This is a genomic window from Agrobacterium sp. 22-214-1 (genome assembly GCF_053522465.1).
In genome coordinates this window covers 49,710-63,526 of sequence record NZ_JBNWCK010000010.1, presented here as the reverse complement: position 1 = coordinate 63,526, position 13,817 = coordinate 49,710, and the positions used below count along the sequence as shown (strand labels likewise).

Genomic DNA, 13,817 nt, shown 5'->3' with positions numbered 1-13,817 from the left:
TTCAGGATTATCGTTTCGTGAGCGTGTCGAGTGCGGCGGTGACCAGTGGCAGGGTCTTGCGGATATCGGCGAAATAGACGTCGATTGCCTGCTCGACCTCCAGCGCCTCGCGTACCGTTGCCTGCACGAAACGGATGCGGCTGCCGATGCGCGCCTGTCCGAGCCGCCAAAGATCGCTGTCGATGATACCCGCCATCTTGGGATAACCGCCGGCGGTGTTGGCGTCGCTCATCTGGATGATCGGCTCGCCGCCCGGCGGCACCTGAACCACGCCCGGAATGACGCCATAGGAGCGCAACTCGACGGGAGCCGAAAGCATAAGTGGCGTGCCGGCAAGCCTGTAGCCGGTGCGGTCGCTCTGCGAGGTGATTTTCCAGGCTTCGGACCAGAAACGTTCCGCACCTTCGCCGAAAAGATCGTGTTCGGCGGCGGGAATGGCTCTCAGCAGCAATTCGCCATTGTCGGATACCGGAAACATGTCCGGCATCGCCTCGGCAAGCGGCAGGACTCCGAGGCCGCTTGCCGGCAGCGCCGGCGGTGCGGATGGCAGAACGGACAGCCTGTCGCCGGTGGTGAGATGGCGTCCCTCGTGGCCGCCGAAGGAGCCGCGAAGCGAGGTGCTTCGTGATCCCATCACCACCGGAACGTCTATGCCGCCCTGAAGGCAGAGATAGGTGCGCGCATTTTTCATGGGCGTCGAAAGCTCAAGGGTTTGCCCCTTCTCGGCTCTAACGCACCAGTAGGGCGGCAGATCGGCACCATTGAGCCGGGCGGCGCAATCCGCACCGGTTACGGCGAAGGTCAGCGCCTCTTCGAATTCGATGCGGAAAGGAAAGGTCTGGATTTCAATCGCCGCGGCATCCTCGCCATTGCCGACAAGAATATTGCCGACCCTGAGCGCGATGGGGTCCATCGCGCCCGTGGCGGTGATGCCGATATTGCGATAACCCGCGCGGCCGAGATCCTGCACGGTGTTCAGCGGCCCGCAGGCAAGAATATGGATCATAGTTCGATCCTTTCAGGAAGGAAACGAACGCGGTCACCGGGCGCCAGCACCGCCGGCTGTTCGGCGGTGGCGTCGAACATGGTGATTTCGGTGAAGCCCAGCGAATTCCAGCCATTCGGTCCGGTCAGAACCGAGATGCCGGATTGCATGCCGCCGATCGTCACCATGCCCTTCAACATGCGCAGCGACGGAACTTTTTTGCGCGGCATGAAAATGCGCGGATCGAGACCGCCGAGATAACCGAAGCCCGGCGCACTGCCGACGGCAAAAACCGTATAGGTCCGCTCGAAGTGCAGGCGCACGACTTCCCTGTCCGGCAGGCCGGAATAATCGCAGATCGCCGCAAGGTCGATGGCGTGTTCGCCGCCATAGGTCGTCGGCACCTCGATGGTCTTGCCCAGAAGATCGAGTTCCGCGGTTGTTTGCCAGATGTCGAGAAGCTCGTCCTGCAGATGCCCGGCATCTTCGGGCGTACCGCGCAGCACGATCAGGAGATTGGTCATGCCGGGAATGAGTTCCAGCACGTCGGGGCGGTCCTTCAATGCGCGCGTTAGCGCCCAGATACGCCGCTGGGCGGGCAGGTCCAGCTCGCCGGGCGCTTCGATCAGAAACGTTTTGTTGCCGATCATCGAGATTTTCGGCAGGCCCAGATGGGCGGGGGTGAGGTGGGGCGTTTTCAGCGGGAGGTTGCTCATCGACGTCACCATCATGTTTCGGTCTTGAGAAGGGTGGAGCCATAGCCGACAAGCGCGCCGGCTTCCGTCACGATTTCGCCGACGGTACCGGCTTTTTCGGCGATGACCGGAACAAGCACGGGTCCGGCCGCGATGAATGCGACGATCTCGCCTTTCGCTACGGATTGTCCTGTCTGAACCGCCCGGTCGGGGCGCTGCGGATGCGCGGGCGTGAAGATGCCGGCCATCGGTGCACGGGCAAGAATGTCCCCGGCCTTTACCGGCGCTTTGGCCGATTCGATGGGCCGCTGCGCTGCGGGGGGCTGAGCGCCTGCCATGGCAACGATCTTCAATGATCCATCCGGCGTCTCTATTTCAATTGCGGAGACATTGTTGCGCTCGAGGTAAGCGGCAAGATCGGCAATCGTGCCGGGCTCGCTGTAGCGGGATATGGAAACAGGCTGTCGCTTCACTTTGCACTCCGCGCTGCAAGCCAATGCTCGAGGTAATGAATATCCGTGCCGCCTTCGGAAAAGGCCGGGTCCTGCAATATTTCCCGATGCAGCGGCAGGTTGGTGGAAACGCCTTCGATGCGCATTTCGCCAAGCGCGCGCCGCATGCGCAGGATTGCCTGTTCGCGGGTCGGCGCATGGACGATGAGCTTGGCGATCAGGGAATCGTAATGTGCCGAAACCCGATAACCCGTCGTCACATGGGTATCGACCCGCACGCCGGGGCCGCCCGGCAGGTGCAGAGCCGTGATCAGGCCGGGGCAGGGAATGAAGCTATAGGGGTCTTCGGCATTGATGCGGCATTCGATGGAGTGGCCTTCGCAGACGATATCCTCCTGCGAAATCTCGAGCGGATGGCCGAGAGCGACGAGAAGCTGCTGGCGCACCAGATCCACGCCCGAGGTCATTTCCGTGACCGGATGTTCGACCTGCAGGCGGGTATTCATCTCGATGAAATAGAATTCGCCATTCTCGTAAAGAAACTCGAAGGTGCCGACGCCGCGATAACCGATCTGGCGGCAGGCTTCGACGCAGCGATTGCCGACGAAAGCCGCAACATCGGGCGGGATGCCGATGGCCGGGCCTTCTTCGACGACCTTCTGGTGGCGGCGCTGCATGGAACAATCGCGCAGCCCCACCCAGACCCCGCCGCCCTGACCATCGCAGAGAACCTGAATTTCGACATGACGCGGATGTTCGAGGAATTTTTCGATATAGAGTTCCGGCGTTCCGAAGGCCCGGCTTGCCTCCTCGCGCGTGACGAGAATGGCATCCTGCAGGGTGGAGGCCTCGTGCACGACACGCATGCCGCGCCCGCCGCCGCCGCCAGCCGCCTTGACGATAACGGGGTAACCGATTTCGGCGGCGATTTTCGAGACTTCGGCCATGTCATCCGGCAAGGCAGAATCAGGGCCGGGAACGCAGGGCACGCCGGCCTCCATCATCGCCCGCTTCGCCGCGATCTTGTCACCCATAGTGCGGATGGCGTCGGCGCGCGGGCCGATGAAGACCGCCCCTGCCGCCTCCACGGCTTCCGAAAAAGATGCTCTTTCGGACAGAAATCCATAGCCGGGGTGAACCGCGCCAGCGCCGGTCAGCTCCATCGCAAGCAGTATGGCCGGCGCGTTGAGATAACTCTGGCCGGGCGAGGCCGGGCCGATGCAGATGGCGGTATCGGCCGCCTTCAGATAGTCGGCGTCCTTATCGGCTTCCGAATAGACCATGACGGTCTTCAGGCCGAGTTCGCGGCAGGCGCGTTGCACGCGCAGTGCGATCTCGCCACGATTGGCGATGAGAACGCTGTCGAATGCTCTTTGTTCGGCCGCCACCTTTGGGAGTGTCGCATCCATCATTCAAACTCCAGCACCGGCTGTCCGAGTTCGACGTCTTCGCCGTCATTAGCGATAAATCTGGCGATCCTGCCGCTTCGTTCGGCCCTCACGGTGTTGAACACTTTCATCGCCTCGATGATGAAGAGTTCCTGTCCTTGCCTGACCTCATCGCCGATCTCGGCGAAAGGTGCCGCACCCGGGCTGGGGGCGCGATGGAAAAGACCGAATGACGGTGCTGCGACGATGCCGGATGACGCCGGCGCGGCTGCGGCGGATGCCGGCGCCTGTTCTTCGGCACGGGGTGTCTCGGATGCCGTTTCGGCCACCGCAACGGGCCGGGGCTGCGATGATGGCGCCCGCAGTGAAAGGGCATTGTTTTCGCGGATGATCCGGACCGTGGTTCCCTCCTGGCTCACGGTCAATTCGGATACTCGCGAAGAGCCGACGAACTCGATCAGTTTCTTGATCTTTTCCAGATCCATATTGGTTTCCAACGTCTTTTTTGTCCCCACGGCGGCAGGCGGGCGGAGCGGAATCCGCACCCTGTCCATCAGCAATAGCTACCATGGGGGCGGGATTGATGGGGTCAGACGAAGTTCCTATGGACACTGCTTTGCGGTTTGATATCCCGCCTTTGCGTGGTGAAACGGTTCAAAGACGTCCGAAGGAAACGAACCATGGATTCCCGCAAAGGCATTCTCCTCAAAATCTCCGCAGCGCTCGCTCTGGTGCTGATGGGCGCCTGCATCAGCGGCCTCAGGGGCGAGATACCCATCGGGCAGGTGGTCTTCTTCAGGTCGGCTGTGGCCATGCTGCCGCTCTGTCTGTGGATGGCGGCGCAGGGCGGTTTTCGAAGGCAGGTGGCAACCAGCCATATTGGCGGCCATCTGGTGCGAAGTTTTTCCGGCACCGGCGGCATGGTCTTCAGCTATCTGGCGCTCGCCTATATTCCGCTGGCTGACGCGACGGCCATCAGCTACGCGACACCGCTCTTCACCGTCATTCTGGCGGTGCTGCTTCTCAAGGAAGTTGTCAGGATTTACCGCTGGACAGCGGTGGTCGTCGGGCTCTGCGGCATCGTGCTGATCCTGTCGCCGCATTTTTCCTTCGATGTTTCGGATGTCGCTTCCGGCTCCGGCGTCGCCATGCTCGGCGGCCTGTTCGGTCTGGCGGCGGCTTTTTTCTCCGCCATATCGATGATCCAGATCCGGCATTTGACGCAGACGGAAAATACCGGCGCGATCATCTTCTATTTCACCCTGCTCACAACCGTCATCGGCTTTGCCAGCATCGGCATGGGCTGGAAAATGCCGACCGCGTGGCAATGGACCCTGTTGATCGGCACCGGTCTCATTGGCGGAACCGCGCAGATACTGGTGACGCTCAGCCTGCGTTATGCCGAGGCCTCGCTGCTGGCGCCGTTCGATTACACCACGATGATCTGGGCGCTGTTGATCGGTTATGCCTTCATGGATCAGGTTCCGGCCCTGACGACCATTCTGGGGGCTGCTATCGTGGTTGCCGCCGGTTTGTTCACGCTGTGGCGGGAAAGGCGGTTGCACAAAAAACGCGTCACGGAACAGCTGACGCTGTCGGCTCCCTGACGGCCTGTTTCGCCAGCCGGTTTTCGCGCCACATGGCAAAAAGTCCGGCGGCGATGACCGTCAAGGCGCCGATGATGGTCGCACCCGTCGGCACTTCTGCCATGAAGAGATAACCGAGGGCGATTGCCCAAATCATCGTGGTGTAATCGAACGGCGCCAGCAGCGAGGCCTGGGCGTGGCGCAGACTGAGCGTCATGGCGATCTGGCCGATGCCGCCGGCAAGGCCGCCGCCGGCGAGCAGCAGGAACTGATGAAAATCCGGCATCTTCCATCCAAATCCGAGCGTGGCGAGGCCGGCCACCACACCCGTCAGCGTATAGATGAGAACGATGCGCGACGGCTTTTCGATACTGTTCAGATGGCGGACAGCGATGGAGGAAAAGGCGGCGCAAAGCGCACCGGTCAGCGCCAGTGCGGTTCCGATCATCGCGACCCTGTCGATTTGAGGGGGGCCTGAGGCGGCATCGAAGATCAGTTTCGGCGAGAGCGTGATGAAGACGCCGATGAAGCCGGTCAGCACGGCGGACCAGCGGTATATCCGCACTTTTTCGCCAAGCAGCAGCGCCGCCAGCATGATGGTGAAAAGCGGTGTCGTGTAGCTCAGCACCGTCACATTCACCAGCGGCAGATAGGCGAGCGCCAGAAAGCCGAAGAACATGCCGCCAAGCCCGGCCGAGCTGCCCGCAAGCAGGCTGCCGATGTTCTTTGCGGCCGGCACCGTTATCCGCTCCGAGGAGGCGATGAACCATAGACAGAGGGGAATGAGGGCAAAAAATCCCCGGCAGAAGACGACTTCGCCGACGGGTATCGCCCCGTCCAGGCCCTTCACACAGGCGGACATGACTGTGAATGCCAGCATGGCCGTCAGTTTGAGCAAAATTCCGGTCTTAGGATTCATCCCGCTCCCCATCGCAGCCAGGACCGTGTCATGGGGAAGACATTGAGAAAAGCCTTAGCCGGCTGTCATAAGAATCTTGTCTTACCCCATCACTTCCTTGAAGTCCGGCAGGACTAGTGGACGGCGCTTTTCCCCTAGGCCTCCGCGGTGATTTGGTGTCATGATCGCATCTCGAACCGGCGGGAGGTTTAAGCGGGCATGTTGGATTTGCGCAGGCTGCGATATCTGGTCGCCATTGCCGATTGCGGCTCCATGTCGGCGGCGGCGCGGCAATTGGGGATCGCCCAGCCGGCGCTAAGCCATCACATTACGGAACTGGAACGGCTGGTGGGTTTTCCCGTGCTGCACCGGCTGGCGCGCGGCGTGAAGGCGACGGAAAAGGGTGAAGTCCTGCTTTCCCATGCGCGGGAGATTACCGAGAAGGTGCGGCAGGCGGAGGCGGAAATCCGGGCCATGGCCTATCTGGACGAGCGGGTGATCCGGCTGAGCCTCATTCCCTCCTGGGCCACAGCCTTTGCGCCGAGCATCATCAGCGAGGTTGCCGCTTCGATGCCCAAGGTATCGCTGCGGCTGATAGAGGCGCGCAATGACGAATCCCTGCGGCTCATCCGTCTCGGCAAGGTGGATATGGCCGTTGCGCTGGTGGGAGCGGAGGACAAGGCCGACGATCTTATCGTCAAGGAGAGCCTGTTTGCCGTTTCTTCAAGGCCTATCGGCCGGTCGATGCCGCTTGAGGCTGCGGCAGGGCTTAACCTGATCCTGCCGCCGAAGGACAATCCGCTGCGTATATCGATCGACGAGGCCGCTGCCCGTGCCGGTATTACACTGAATGTCACCATGGAGATCGACGGGCAGGATACGATTAAACGCGCCGTCAGCGCCGGTATCGGTGCGACGATCCTGTCATGGAATTCCGTGCAGCAGGAGCAGGAGGCCGGTCAGCTTCAGGCCGCCCATATTACCGAGCCCGTCATTTATCGCTCCATCCATCTGCTGAAGGGCAGGGAGGTGGATGAGCGAACGTTCAGGCTGTTCCGCGACCTTTTGCGGGCCGTCGCGAGACGCGAACCGGTATCCAACCCATAAACGATCTGTATGGGTAAATTGAAAACTCGGTATTTGTATTGTTGATGGCTTCTTCCTAGCCTCCCCGGTGAAAGCGTATCGGGGAGGAAAAGATATGCGTTTGAAGACATCTCTGTTTGGTGTGTTGGCGGCAGCGGGAATCCTTGCTGCGGGAGGGGCGGCGGCGGAATATCCGGAGCGGCCGGTGACGCTCGTCATCGGTTATCCGGCGGGTGGCGGCACCGATATCCAGTCCCGGGCGCTGGTGCCCTATCTTGAAAAATATCTCGGCACATCCGTTGTGGTGGAAAACCGCGAAGGCGCCGGTGGGTTGATCGGCGCGACATATATCGCCAATTCGAAACCTGACGGTTACACCATCGGGGCGCTGAATTTCCCGTCCATGTATTCGCCGATCGTGCAGGGCAATGCCAGCTACAAGGAAGATGCCTTCACCCCGCTCGCAAACCAGATCGGCGGAGATCTGGCGCTGACGGTCAACAAGGTATCGCCGATCAAGACCGCCAGGGAATTCGTGGAGGCGGCCAAGGCGAACCCGGTCGTCGTCGGCGTGACGGGTATCGGTCATCCGAGCCAGATCACCGCGCTGCTGTTTGAAGAAGCGGCGGGCGTGAAGCTCAATTTCGTGCCCTTCAATGGTGGCGGGCCGGCACGGCTTGCCATGCTCGGCAACCACGTCACGCTCGGTTTCATGAACCTCAACGAGGTATTTGCCGACAATCGTTCCGGCGCGTTGCGTGTGCTTGCGACCTCCGGTGCCGAGCGTTCGCCGCTTTCGCCTGATGTGCCGACCTTCAGGGAAGCCGGCTACAATGTTCAGTTCAGCCTGCTGGCGGGCTTCGGCGCACCGAAGGGCTTGCCGGCGGATGTGGAGGCCAGGTTGGTCGATGCCTTCCAGAAGGCGCTGAAGGACCCCGACTATCTTGCCGATGCCAAAAAGCGCGAGCTGACGATGCTGCCGCTGACACAGGCCGAATTTGCCGAGGCGCTCAAGAAGGGCAACGCCAATCTGGCCGAGCTCTGGAAAAGCAAGCCCTGGACAAAATAAGCGGCCGGTACGACCACTTCTCTCACCCCCACCAAATGATGCTTGGGCCGGTCTGCGGCCCGGCTATGACCCATTGTTGAAAGGAATCCGGCCAATGGCCCATGTCATCCGCAATTTCCAGCGCCCTTCCAGAGCCGATATCGAGGCAATCAGCAAATTCAGCCCCGCCACCATTCACGAGGCGCAGGGCAAGCTCGGCGCTCTCGATTATCGTATCAAGCCGATCAAGCCCGGTCTGAAAATCTGCGGCCCGGCAATCACCGCGAAATGCCATATCGGCGATAATCTGATGATTTTCGAAGCCATCAATCTGGCAAAGCCCGGCGATGTGCTGGTCATCGATGGCGGTGACAATCCCAATCAGGGCGGCTTTGGCGATGTGCTGGCTGCCGCCTGCATCGGCAAGGGCATTGTCGGTTTCGTGGTCAGCGCCGCCGTGCGTGATGGCAAGGGGCTGCGCGAGATCGGTTTCCCGGTGTTCTCGCTCGGGCTTTGCATGAAGGGCACCTCCAAGGACACGCTCGGCACCATCAACCATCCGGTCGTGGTCGGCGGTGAACTGATCAGCCCCGGCGATATCGTCTGCGGCGATGATGACGGCGTCGTCGTCGTTCGCGAGAAGGATATCGCAAAGCTCGTCAAGGCCTGCCAGGAGCGTGACGACCACGAGAACCACATGATGGAGCTGCACCGTCAGGGCAAGATGGATATCGAGGATCGCTATGAAATGATGCGCTCAAAGGGATGTGTCTGGGCCGATTGAGCCAGTGATTAAACGTTGGATACGCCGTGTCGGGAGGCGCGGCGTATTTCTCGATGAGGAGGGGAGACAATCATGGCCGAACACGGCTCGAAACTGACGGCGAATATTCTGTCCGGGGCTTTCTTTCTGGTGGCCGCCGCCGGGCTTTATTATGGCGCGCGGCCGCTGAGCATGGGCACCAATTTCCAGCCCGGACCGGGTTATATGCCAACGGTCATAGCGGCCTTGATGTTTGCACTGGGTATCGCGGTGCTTTTGCAGGATTTGCTGGGAAAGACACCGTCCGAAGCCTGGGTGGCGCCGAAAATGCGCCCGTTTCTGGCGGTGGCCGGCATTGCCGGCTTTGCGCTGCTGATCGAGCCATTGGGCTTCATCGCCGCCGCCTTCGTCCTCATCGTGCTCGCCTGCATCGCTTATGGCAGGATCCGGCCGGTTGAGGTTCTGCTGCTTTCCACCGTGCTCATCCTCGCCTGCATCCTCATTTTCGTTGTGGGCCTCGGACAGAGGATACCGCTGCTGCCATGACCGATCTTTTTTCCAATATCATCCTCGGGTTCGGTGTGGCCGTCACGCCGGTAAACCTTTTTTACTGCCTGCTTGGCGTCACGCTCGGCACGATGATCGGTATCCTGCCGGGCATCGGCCCTTCCGCCACAGTCGCGCTGCTTCTGCCCATCACTTATACGATGCCGGACACGGCGGCGCTGATCATGCTCGCGGGCATTTTTTATGGCGCGCAGTATGGCGGCTCGACCACGGCGATCCTCGTCAATCTGCCGGGCGAATCCTCATCCGTCGTCACCTGCATCGATGGATATGCCATGGCCCGGCAGGGCAGGGCGGGTGTGGCGCTGGCCACGGCGGCGCTCGGGTCGTTTTTTGCTGGCACGGTGGCGACTGTCCTGATCGTCGTTGTCGCAAAGCCGCTTTCGGCCATTGCGCTTGCCTTCGGCCCGGCCGATTATTTCAGTCTGGTGATCTTCGGACTGCTGTTTGCCGTGTTTCTGTCCAGCGGATCGCCTGTCAAGGCGGTCGGCATGGTCGCCTTCGGCATTGCACTCAGCCTCGTCGGCATCGATCCGACATCGGGCGAGCAGCGTTTCACCTTCGGCATGGCGGAACTGTTCGACGGCATCGATTTCGTCGTTCTTGCCATCGGGCTTCTCGGCGTCAGCGAAATCCTTTTCAACCTGCAGCAGGGCGTGGAGCGCGATGCGGGGACGGCAAAAACCGGATCGCTGATGCCGACCCAGCAGGATTTCAAACAGGCCTTTCCGGCCGTGCTGCGCGGCACGGCGCTCGGTTCTTTCCTCGGCGTGCTGCCCGGCGGCGGTGCGATCATGAGTTCTTTCGCGAGTTATGCGCTGGAGCGCAAGATCGCCAAGGATCCATCCCGTTTCGGCAAGGGCGCAATCGAAGGGCTGGCGGGGCCGGAAAGTGCTAACAATGCCGGCGCGCAGACCTCCTTCATCCCGCTTCTGACGCTTGGCATTCCTGCCAACGGCCTGATGGCGCTGATGGTCGGCGCGATGATGATCCAAGGCATCACACCGGGACCGGAAGTCATGCAATCGCGGCCCGATCTCTTCTGGGGGCTGATCGCCAGCATGTGGGTGGGCAATCTTCTGCTCCTGGTGCTGAACCTGCCGCTGATCGGCATCTGGGTTCGCCTTCTCGGCATTCCCTATCGCTTCTTGTGCCCCGCCATTTTGATGTTCTGCGCCATCGGGGCCTATGGCCTGTCCTACAGTGTCGTGGATGTTCTGTTCTGCGCGGTCTTCGGCATTGTCGGCTTCTTCCTGCGCAAGATCGGCTGCGAGCCGGCACCGCTGGTGCTGGGCTTCGTTCTCGGTCCGCTTCTGGAGCAGAACATGCGCCTTGGGCTGCTGATTTCGCAGGGAAGTTTCTCGACATTCGTCACCCATCCGATCAGCGCCACCCTGCTCGCCTTGTCCGGCATGGTCGTCATCATGATGGCGATGCCGGCGATCATGCGCCGTCGCGAGGTGGTGTTTCAGGGTGACGACGACTGACGATCAATCGAGCCGGCGCAGCCGGCCAAACAAAGGTGAAACATGCATATTCTGATAATCGGTGCCGCAGGAATGATCGGCCGCAAATTGACGCAACGTCTCGCTTCTGACGGAGCGCTTGGCGATGTGAAGATCACCGAAATGACCCTGACGGATGTTTTCGAACCGGCCGCGCCGAAAGGCTTTGGCAGCACACTGACTGTCGAGCGTAGCGATCTGTCGAATGCCGGCGTCGCCGAAAAGCTGATTGCCAAGCGACCGGATGTGATCTTCAACCTTGCCGCCGTGGTTTCGGGCGAGGCGGAGGCCGATTTCGAGAAAGGCTATCGCATCAATCTCGATGGCGGGCGTTCGCTGTTCGAGGCCATCCGGCTGGAGCATCAGAAGGATGGATACCGCCCGCGTGTGGTCTTCTGCTCGTCGCTCGCGGTTTTCGGGTCGCCTTTCCCCAAGGTAATTGGCGACGAGTTCCTGCCGGCGCCGTTGACCAGCTATGGCACGCAGAAGGCGATCGTGGAGCTGTTGCTTGCGGATTATAGCCGTCGCGGTTTCTTCGATGGCGTCAGCATCCGCCTGCCCACCATCTGCATCCGCCCCGGCAAGCCGAATGCGGCTGCCTCCGGCTTCTTCTCCAATATTCTGCGCGAACCGCTGGTGGGCCAGGAAGCGGTGCTGCCCGTTGCCGATACCGTGCGCCACTGGTTCGCCAGCCCGCGCTCGGCCGTCGCCTTCCTGTTGCGCGCCGCGAGCGTTGATCTCTCCGGGCTTGGCGTGCGCCGCAATCTCATCATGCCGGGACTTTCGGCGACGGTGGCCGATGAAATCGAGGCTTTGCGCGCTTTCGCCGGAGAAAAGGCGGTGGCGCTTATCAAACGCGTTCCCGACGAGCGGATCATCCGGATCGTGGATGGCTGGGCCGAGGATTACGATCCGCAACTGGCTCTGTCGCTCGGCTTCCGGGCGGAAACGTCTTTTGCCGAAATCATTCAGGCGCATGTGGAAGATGAGCTGGAGGGGAAAGCAGCATGAGTGATGGAAAGATCGCGCTCGTCACGGGCGGAGGAACAGGCGTCGGCAAGGCGATTGCCAAAGCGCTTCTGGAAGATGGTTACAGCGTCGCGATCACCGGGCGGCGGCGTGAGGTTCTGGACGCCGCCGTCGGCGAATGGCGCGAACATGGAGACCGTATTCTTGCCATCGCGGCCGATATTTCCGTTTCGGCCGATGTCGAACGGCTGTTTGCGGAGGTCAGCGGACGTTTTGGCCGTCTCGATGTTCTGGTCAACAATGCCGGCATGTCGGCACCGGCCGTCCATATCGAAGATGTGCCGTTCGAAACCTGGAAAGCGGTGGTCGGGGCCAATCTCACGGGCGCCTTTCTCTGCACCCAGGCGGCGTTCCGCCAGATGAAGGCGCAGTCGCCGCAGGGCGGGCGCATCATCAATAATGGCTCGATTTCGGCCACCACGCCGCGGCCGCGTTCGGCGCCCTATACCGCGACCAAACACGCGATCACCGGCCTTACCAAGTCGGCCGCGCTGGATGGTCGGGCATTCAACATTGCCTGCGGACAGATCGATATCGGCAATGCCAGCACGGAAATGACGCGCGCCATGGCGACCGGCGTGCTGCAGGCGGATGGCAGCACCGCCATCGAACCCACCATCGATGCCAGCATCGTCGCCCGGGCAGTGGTGCATATGGCCTCGCTGCCGCTGGAAGCGAATGTGCTGACCATGACGGTTATGGCGAGCGGCATGCCTTTCGTCGGTCGCGGCTAAGGAGCGCGCATGAAGCCCGATCTTCTGCAAACCTACCCGCTTCAGCCACAGATAGAAGCCGAACTGCAAAAGCGCTTCCGGGTCCATCGCTGGCACGAAATATCCGACAAGCAGGCGTTTCTGCAGGCGGAGGCGACTTCGATAAAGGCTGTCGTCACCGGCGGTCATATCGGCCTCGCCCCTGATCTTGCCGACTGCCTGCCCGCTCTCGAAATCGTCGCCATCAACGGCGTCGGTTTCGACAAGGTCGATCTCGATCAGGCCCGCGCGCGCGGCTTCAGGGTCACGAACACACCGGACGTGCTGACCGAGGATGTCGCCGATCTCGCCATCGGCCTCTCCATCATGTTGCTGCGCCAGCTCGTCAGCGCAGATCACCATGTCCGCTCGGGGGAGTGGAAAAAAGCCGAGATGCCGCTTGGCAACAAGGCGTCGCGGCGGCGTTACGGTATTTACGGGCTTGGCCGCATAGGCCGCGCCATCGCGGCGCGGCTGGAAGCCTTCCATGCGGAGATTTCCTATTTCAGCCGGCGGAAACAGGAAGTGGCCTATGGCTATCATTCAACGGCAGTGTCGCTCGCAAGCGCCTGCGATGTCCTGATCGTCGCGGCGGCGGCGACGCCGGAGACCAGACACGCGATCAACCGCGAGGTGCTGGCGGCGCTGGGGCCGGACGGTGTGCTCGTCAACGTCGCCAGAGGATCGCTGGTGGATGAAAAGGCGCTGGTCGATATTCTTATGGCAGGCGGACTGAAGGGTGCGGCGCTCGATGTCTTCGAGAACGAGCCGCATGTTCCCGAGGCGCTGATCGGTATGCGCAATGTCGTTCTCGCCCCGCATATCGGCGCTGCGACCCATGAGACGCGGCTTCAGATGGGCGCTCTGGTTCTCGCCAATCTGGAGGCGCATTTCGCAGGACAGGACCTGCCGACGGCGGTGGTCTAGAATGTACCGGTGGCCGGCATGGGGGATGCATGCCCCGCCGGCCGGATTGCCGCATCGCTGAAAGTGGCGCAATCACCATCCATACAAGTTGCTTATTACTCCAAAAAAAATCGGTCTTAGGCAAGCGATGAAAGCT

Annotated in this window: 15 protein-coding genes; 9 read left to right on the top strand and 6 right to left on the bottom strand. The window is 61.2% G+C overall.

Annotation, left to right across the window (positions count from 1 at the left end):
* Positions 1-7 precede the first annotated feature (7 nt).
* From ACQZ5G_RS23900 to accB, 5 genes are read right to left on the bottom strand one after another with little or no spacing between them, the layout of a single operon-like run.
* Positions 8-1,006 carry a 5-oxoprolinase subunit C family protein gene (locus tag ACQZ5G_RS23900; protein WP_448737843.1) on the bottom strand — a complete coding sequence of 333 codons (999 nt, stop codon included), beginning with the start codon at positions 1,004-1,006 and terminating at the stop codon, positions 8-10.
* The gene (pxpB, locus tag ACQZ5G_RS23895; RefSeq protein WP_448737842.1) at positions 1,003-1,716 is read right to left on the bottom strand and encodes a 5-oxoprolinase subunit PxpB; all 714 of its coding nucleotides are present in this window, start codon (positions 1,714-1,716) and stop codon (positions 1,003-1,005) included. Before pxpB ends, ACQZ5G_RS23900 begins: the two co-directional genes overlap by 4 nt.
* Positions 1,713-2,153, bottom strand: coding sequence for an acetyl-CoA carboxylase biotin carboxyl carrier protein (locus ACQZ5G_RS23890; protein ID WP_448737841.1), 441 nt, complete (start codon positions 2,151-2,153; stop codon positions 1,713-1,715). The genes pxpB and ACQZ5G_RS23890 overlap by 4 nt, the downstream gene beginning before the upstream one ends.
* Positions 2,150-3,544, bottom strand: coding sequence for an acetyl-CoA carboxylase biotin carboxylase subunit (gene accC / locus ACQZ5G_RS23885; RefSeq protein WP_448737840.1), 1,395 nt, complete (start codon positions 3,542-3,544; stop codon positions 2,150-2,152). Before accC ends, ACQZ5G_RS23890 begins: the two co-directional genes overlap by 4 nt.
* The gene (gene accB, locus ACQZ5G_RS23880; protein ID WP_448737839.1) at positions 3,541-4,005 is read right to left on the bottom strand and encodes an acetyl-CoA carboxylase biotin carboxyl carrier protein; all 465 of its coding nucleotides are present in this window, start codon (positions 4,003-4,005) and stop codon (positions 3,541-3,543) included. The genes accC and accB overlap by 4 nt, the downstream gene beginning before the upstream one ends.
* 195 nt (positions 4,006-4,200) lie before the next feature.
* Between accB and ACQZ5G_RS23875 the strand changes: the two genes are divergently transcribed.
* On the top strand, positions 4,201-5,127 hold the full coding sequence (locus tag ACQZ5G_RS23875) for a DMT family transporter (RefSeq protein ID WP_448737838.1): 927 nt from the start codon (positions 4,201-4,203) through the stop codon (positions 5,125-5,127).
* On the opposite strand, the gene ACQZ5G_RS23870 is transcribed toward ACQZ5G_RS23875, so the two are convergent.
* Positions 5,096-6,025: a DMT family transporter gene (locus ACQZ5G_RS23870; protein ID WP_448737837.1), complete on the bottom strand. Its 930-nt coding sequence runs from the start codon at positions 6,023-6,025 to the stop codon at positions 5,096-5,098. The two genes, ACQZ5G_RS23875 and ACQZ5G_RS23870, sit on opposite strands and share 32 nt — an antisense overlap.
* Positions 6,026-6,223: 198 nt before the next feature.
* On the opposite strand from ACQZ5G_RS23870, the gene ACQZ5G_RS23865 reads away from it, so the two are divergent.
* The 8 genes from ACQZ5G_RS23865 (at position 6,224) to ACQZ5G_RS23830 (ending at position 13,681) form a co-directional block, all read left to right on the top strand.
* Positions 6,224-7,111, top strand: a complete 888-nt coding sequence (locus ACQZ5G_RS23865; protein ID WP_142171157.1) for a LysR family transcriptional regulator — start codon at positions 6,224-6,226, stop codon at positions 7,109-7,111.
* 94 nt (positions 7,112-7,205) lie between these two features.
* A complete protein-coding gene (locus tag ACQZ5G_RS23860; RefSeq protein WP_448737836.1) occupies positions 7,206-8,159 on the top strand; it encodes a tripartite tricarboxylate transporter substrate binding protein in 954 nt (317 codons plus the stop codon).
* A gap of 94 nt (positions 8,160-8,253) precedes the next feature.
* The gene (locus ACQZ5G_RS23855; RefSeq protein WP_125145041.1) at positions 8,254-8,922 is read left to right on the top strand and encodes a 4-carboxy-4-hydroxy-2-oxoadipate aldolase/oxaloacetate decarboxylase; all 669 of its coding nucleotides are present in this window, start codon (positions 8,254-8,256) and stop codon (positions 8,920-8,922) included.
* 72 nt (positions 8,923-8,994) lie between these two features.
* Positions 8,995-9,447 (top strand): tripartite tricarboxylate transporter TctB family protein, encoded by a 453-nt coding sequence (locus ACQZ5G_RS23850; protein WP_448737835.1) that lies wholly within the window; start codon positions 8,995-8,997, stop codon positions 9,445-9,447.
* Positions 9,444-10,955 carry a tripartite tricarboxylate transporter permease gene (locus ACQZ5G_RS23845; protein ID WP_448737834.1) on the top strand — a complete coding sequence of 504 codons (1,512 nt, stop codon included), beginning with the start codon at positions 9,444-9,446 and terminating at the stop codon, positions 10,953-10,955. Before ACQZ5G_RS23850 ends, ACQZ5G_RS23845 begins: the two co-directional genes overlap by 4 nt.
* Before the next feature lie 42 nt (positions 10,956-10,997).
* Positions 10,998-11,984, top strand: coding sequence for a D-erythronate dehydrogenase (gene denD / locus ACQZ5G_RS23840; protein ID WP_448737833.1), 987 nt, complete (start codon positions 10,998-11,000; stop codon positions 11,982-11,984).
* A complete protein-coding gene (locus ACQZ5G_RS23835) occupies positions 11,981-12,736 on the top strand; it encodes an SDR family oxidoreductase (protein ID WP_448737832.1) in 756 nt (251 codons plus the stop codon). Before denD ends, ACQZ5G_RS23835 begins: the two co-directional genes overlap by 4 nt.
* A gap of 9 nt (positions 12,737-12,745) precedes the next feature.
* Positions 12,746-13,681: a 2-hydroxyacid dehydrogenase gene (locus ACQZ5G_RS23830; protein ID WP_448737831.1), complete on the top strand. Its 936-nt coding sequence runs from the start codon at positions 12,746-12,748 to the stop codon at positions 13,679-13,681.
* Positions 13,682-13,817: the final 136 nt, after the last annotated feature.

Excerpts from the sequence above, each read along its gene's own strand:
- ACQZ5G_RS23845 (WP_448737834.1), top strand. The coding sequence starts at position 9,444 with ATGACCGATCTTTTTTCCAATATCATCCTCGGGTTCGGTGTGGCCGTC.
- denD (WP_448737833.1), top strand. The coding sequence starts at position 10,998 with ATGCATATTCTGATAATCGGTGCCGCAGGAATGATCGGCCGCAAATTG.
- ACQZ5G_RS23830 (WP_448737831.1), top strand. The coding sequence starts at position 12,746 with ATGAAGCCCGATCTTCTGCAAACCTACCCGCTTCAGCCACAGATAGAA.
- ACQZ5G_RS23835 (WP_448737832.1), top strand. The coding sequence starts at position 11,981 with ATGAGTGATGGAAAGATCGCGCTCGTCACGGGCGGAGGAACAGGCGTC.
- pxpB (WP_448737842.1), bottom strand. The coding sequence starts at position 1,716 with ATGATGGTGACGTCGATGAGCAACCTCCCGCTGAAAACGCCCCACCTC.
- ACQZ5G_RS23870 (WP_448737837.1), bottom strand. The coding sequence starts at position 6,025 with ATGAATCCTAAGACCGGAATTTTGCTCAAACTGACGGCCATGCTGGCA.
- ACQZ5G_RS23850 (WP_448737835.1), top strand. The coding sequence starts at position 8,995 with ATGGCCGAACACGGCTCGAAACTGACGGCGAATATTCTGTCCGGGGCT.
- ACQZ5G_RS23875 (WP_448737838.1), top strand. The coding sequence starts at position 4,201 with ATGGATTCCCGCAAAGGCATTCTCCTCAAAATCTCCGCAGCGCTCGCT.
- accC (WP_448737840.1), bottom strand. The coding sequence starts at position 3,544 with ATGATGGATGCGACACTCCCAAAGGTGGCGGCCGAACAAAGAGCATTC.
- ACQZ5G_RS23860 (WP_448737836.1), top strand. The coding sequence starts at position 7,206 with ATGCGTTTGAAGACATCTCTGTTTGGTGTGTTGGCGGCAGCGGGAATC.
- ACQZ5G_RS23900 (WP_448737843.1), bottom strand. The coding sequence starts at position 1,006 with ATGATCCATATTCTTGCCTGCGGGCCGCTGAACACCGTGCAGGATCTC.
- accB (WP_448737839.1), bottom strand. The coding sequence starts at position 4,005 with ATGGATCTGGAAAAGATCAAGAAACTGATCGAGTTCGTCGGCTCTTCG.
- ACQZ5G_RS23865 (WP_142171157.1), top strand. The coding sequence starts at position 6,224 with ATGTTGGATTTGCGCAGGCTGCGATATCTGGTCGCCATTGCCGATTGC.
- ACQZ5G_RS23855 (WP_125145041.1), top strand. The coding sequence starts at position 8,254 with ATGGCCCATGTCATCCGCAATTTCCAGCGCCCTTCCAGAGCCGATATC.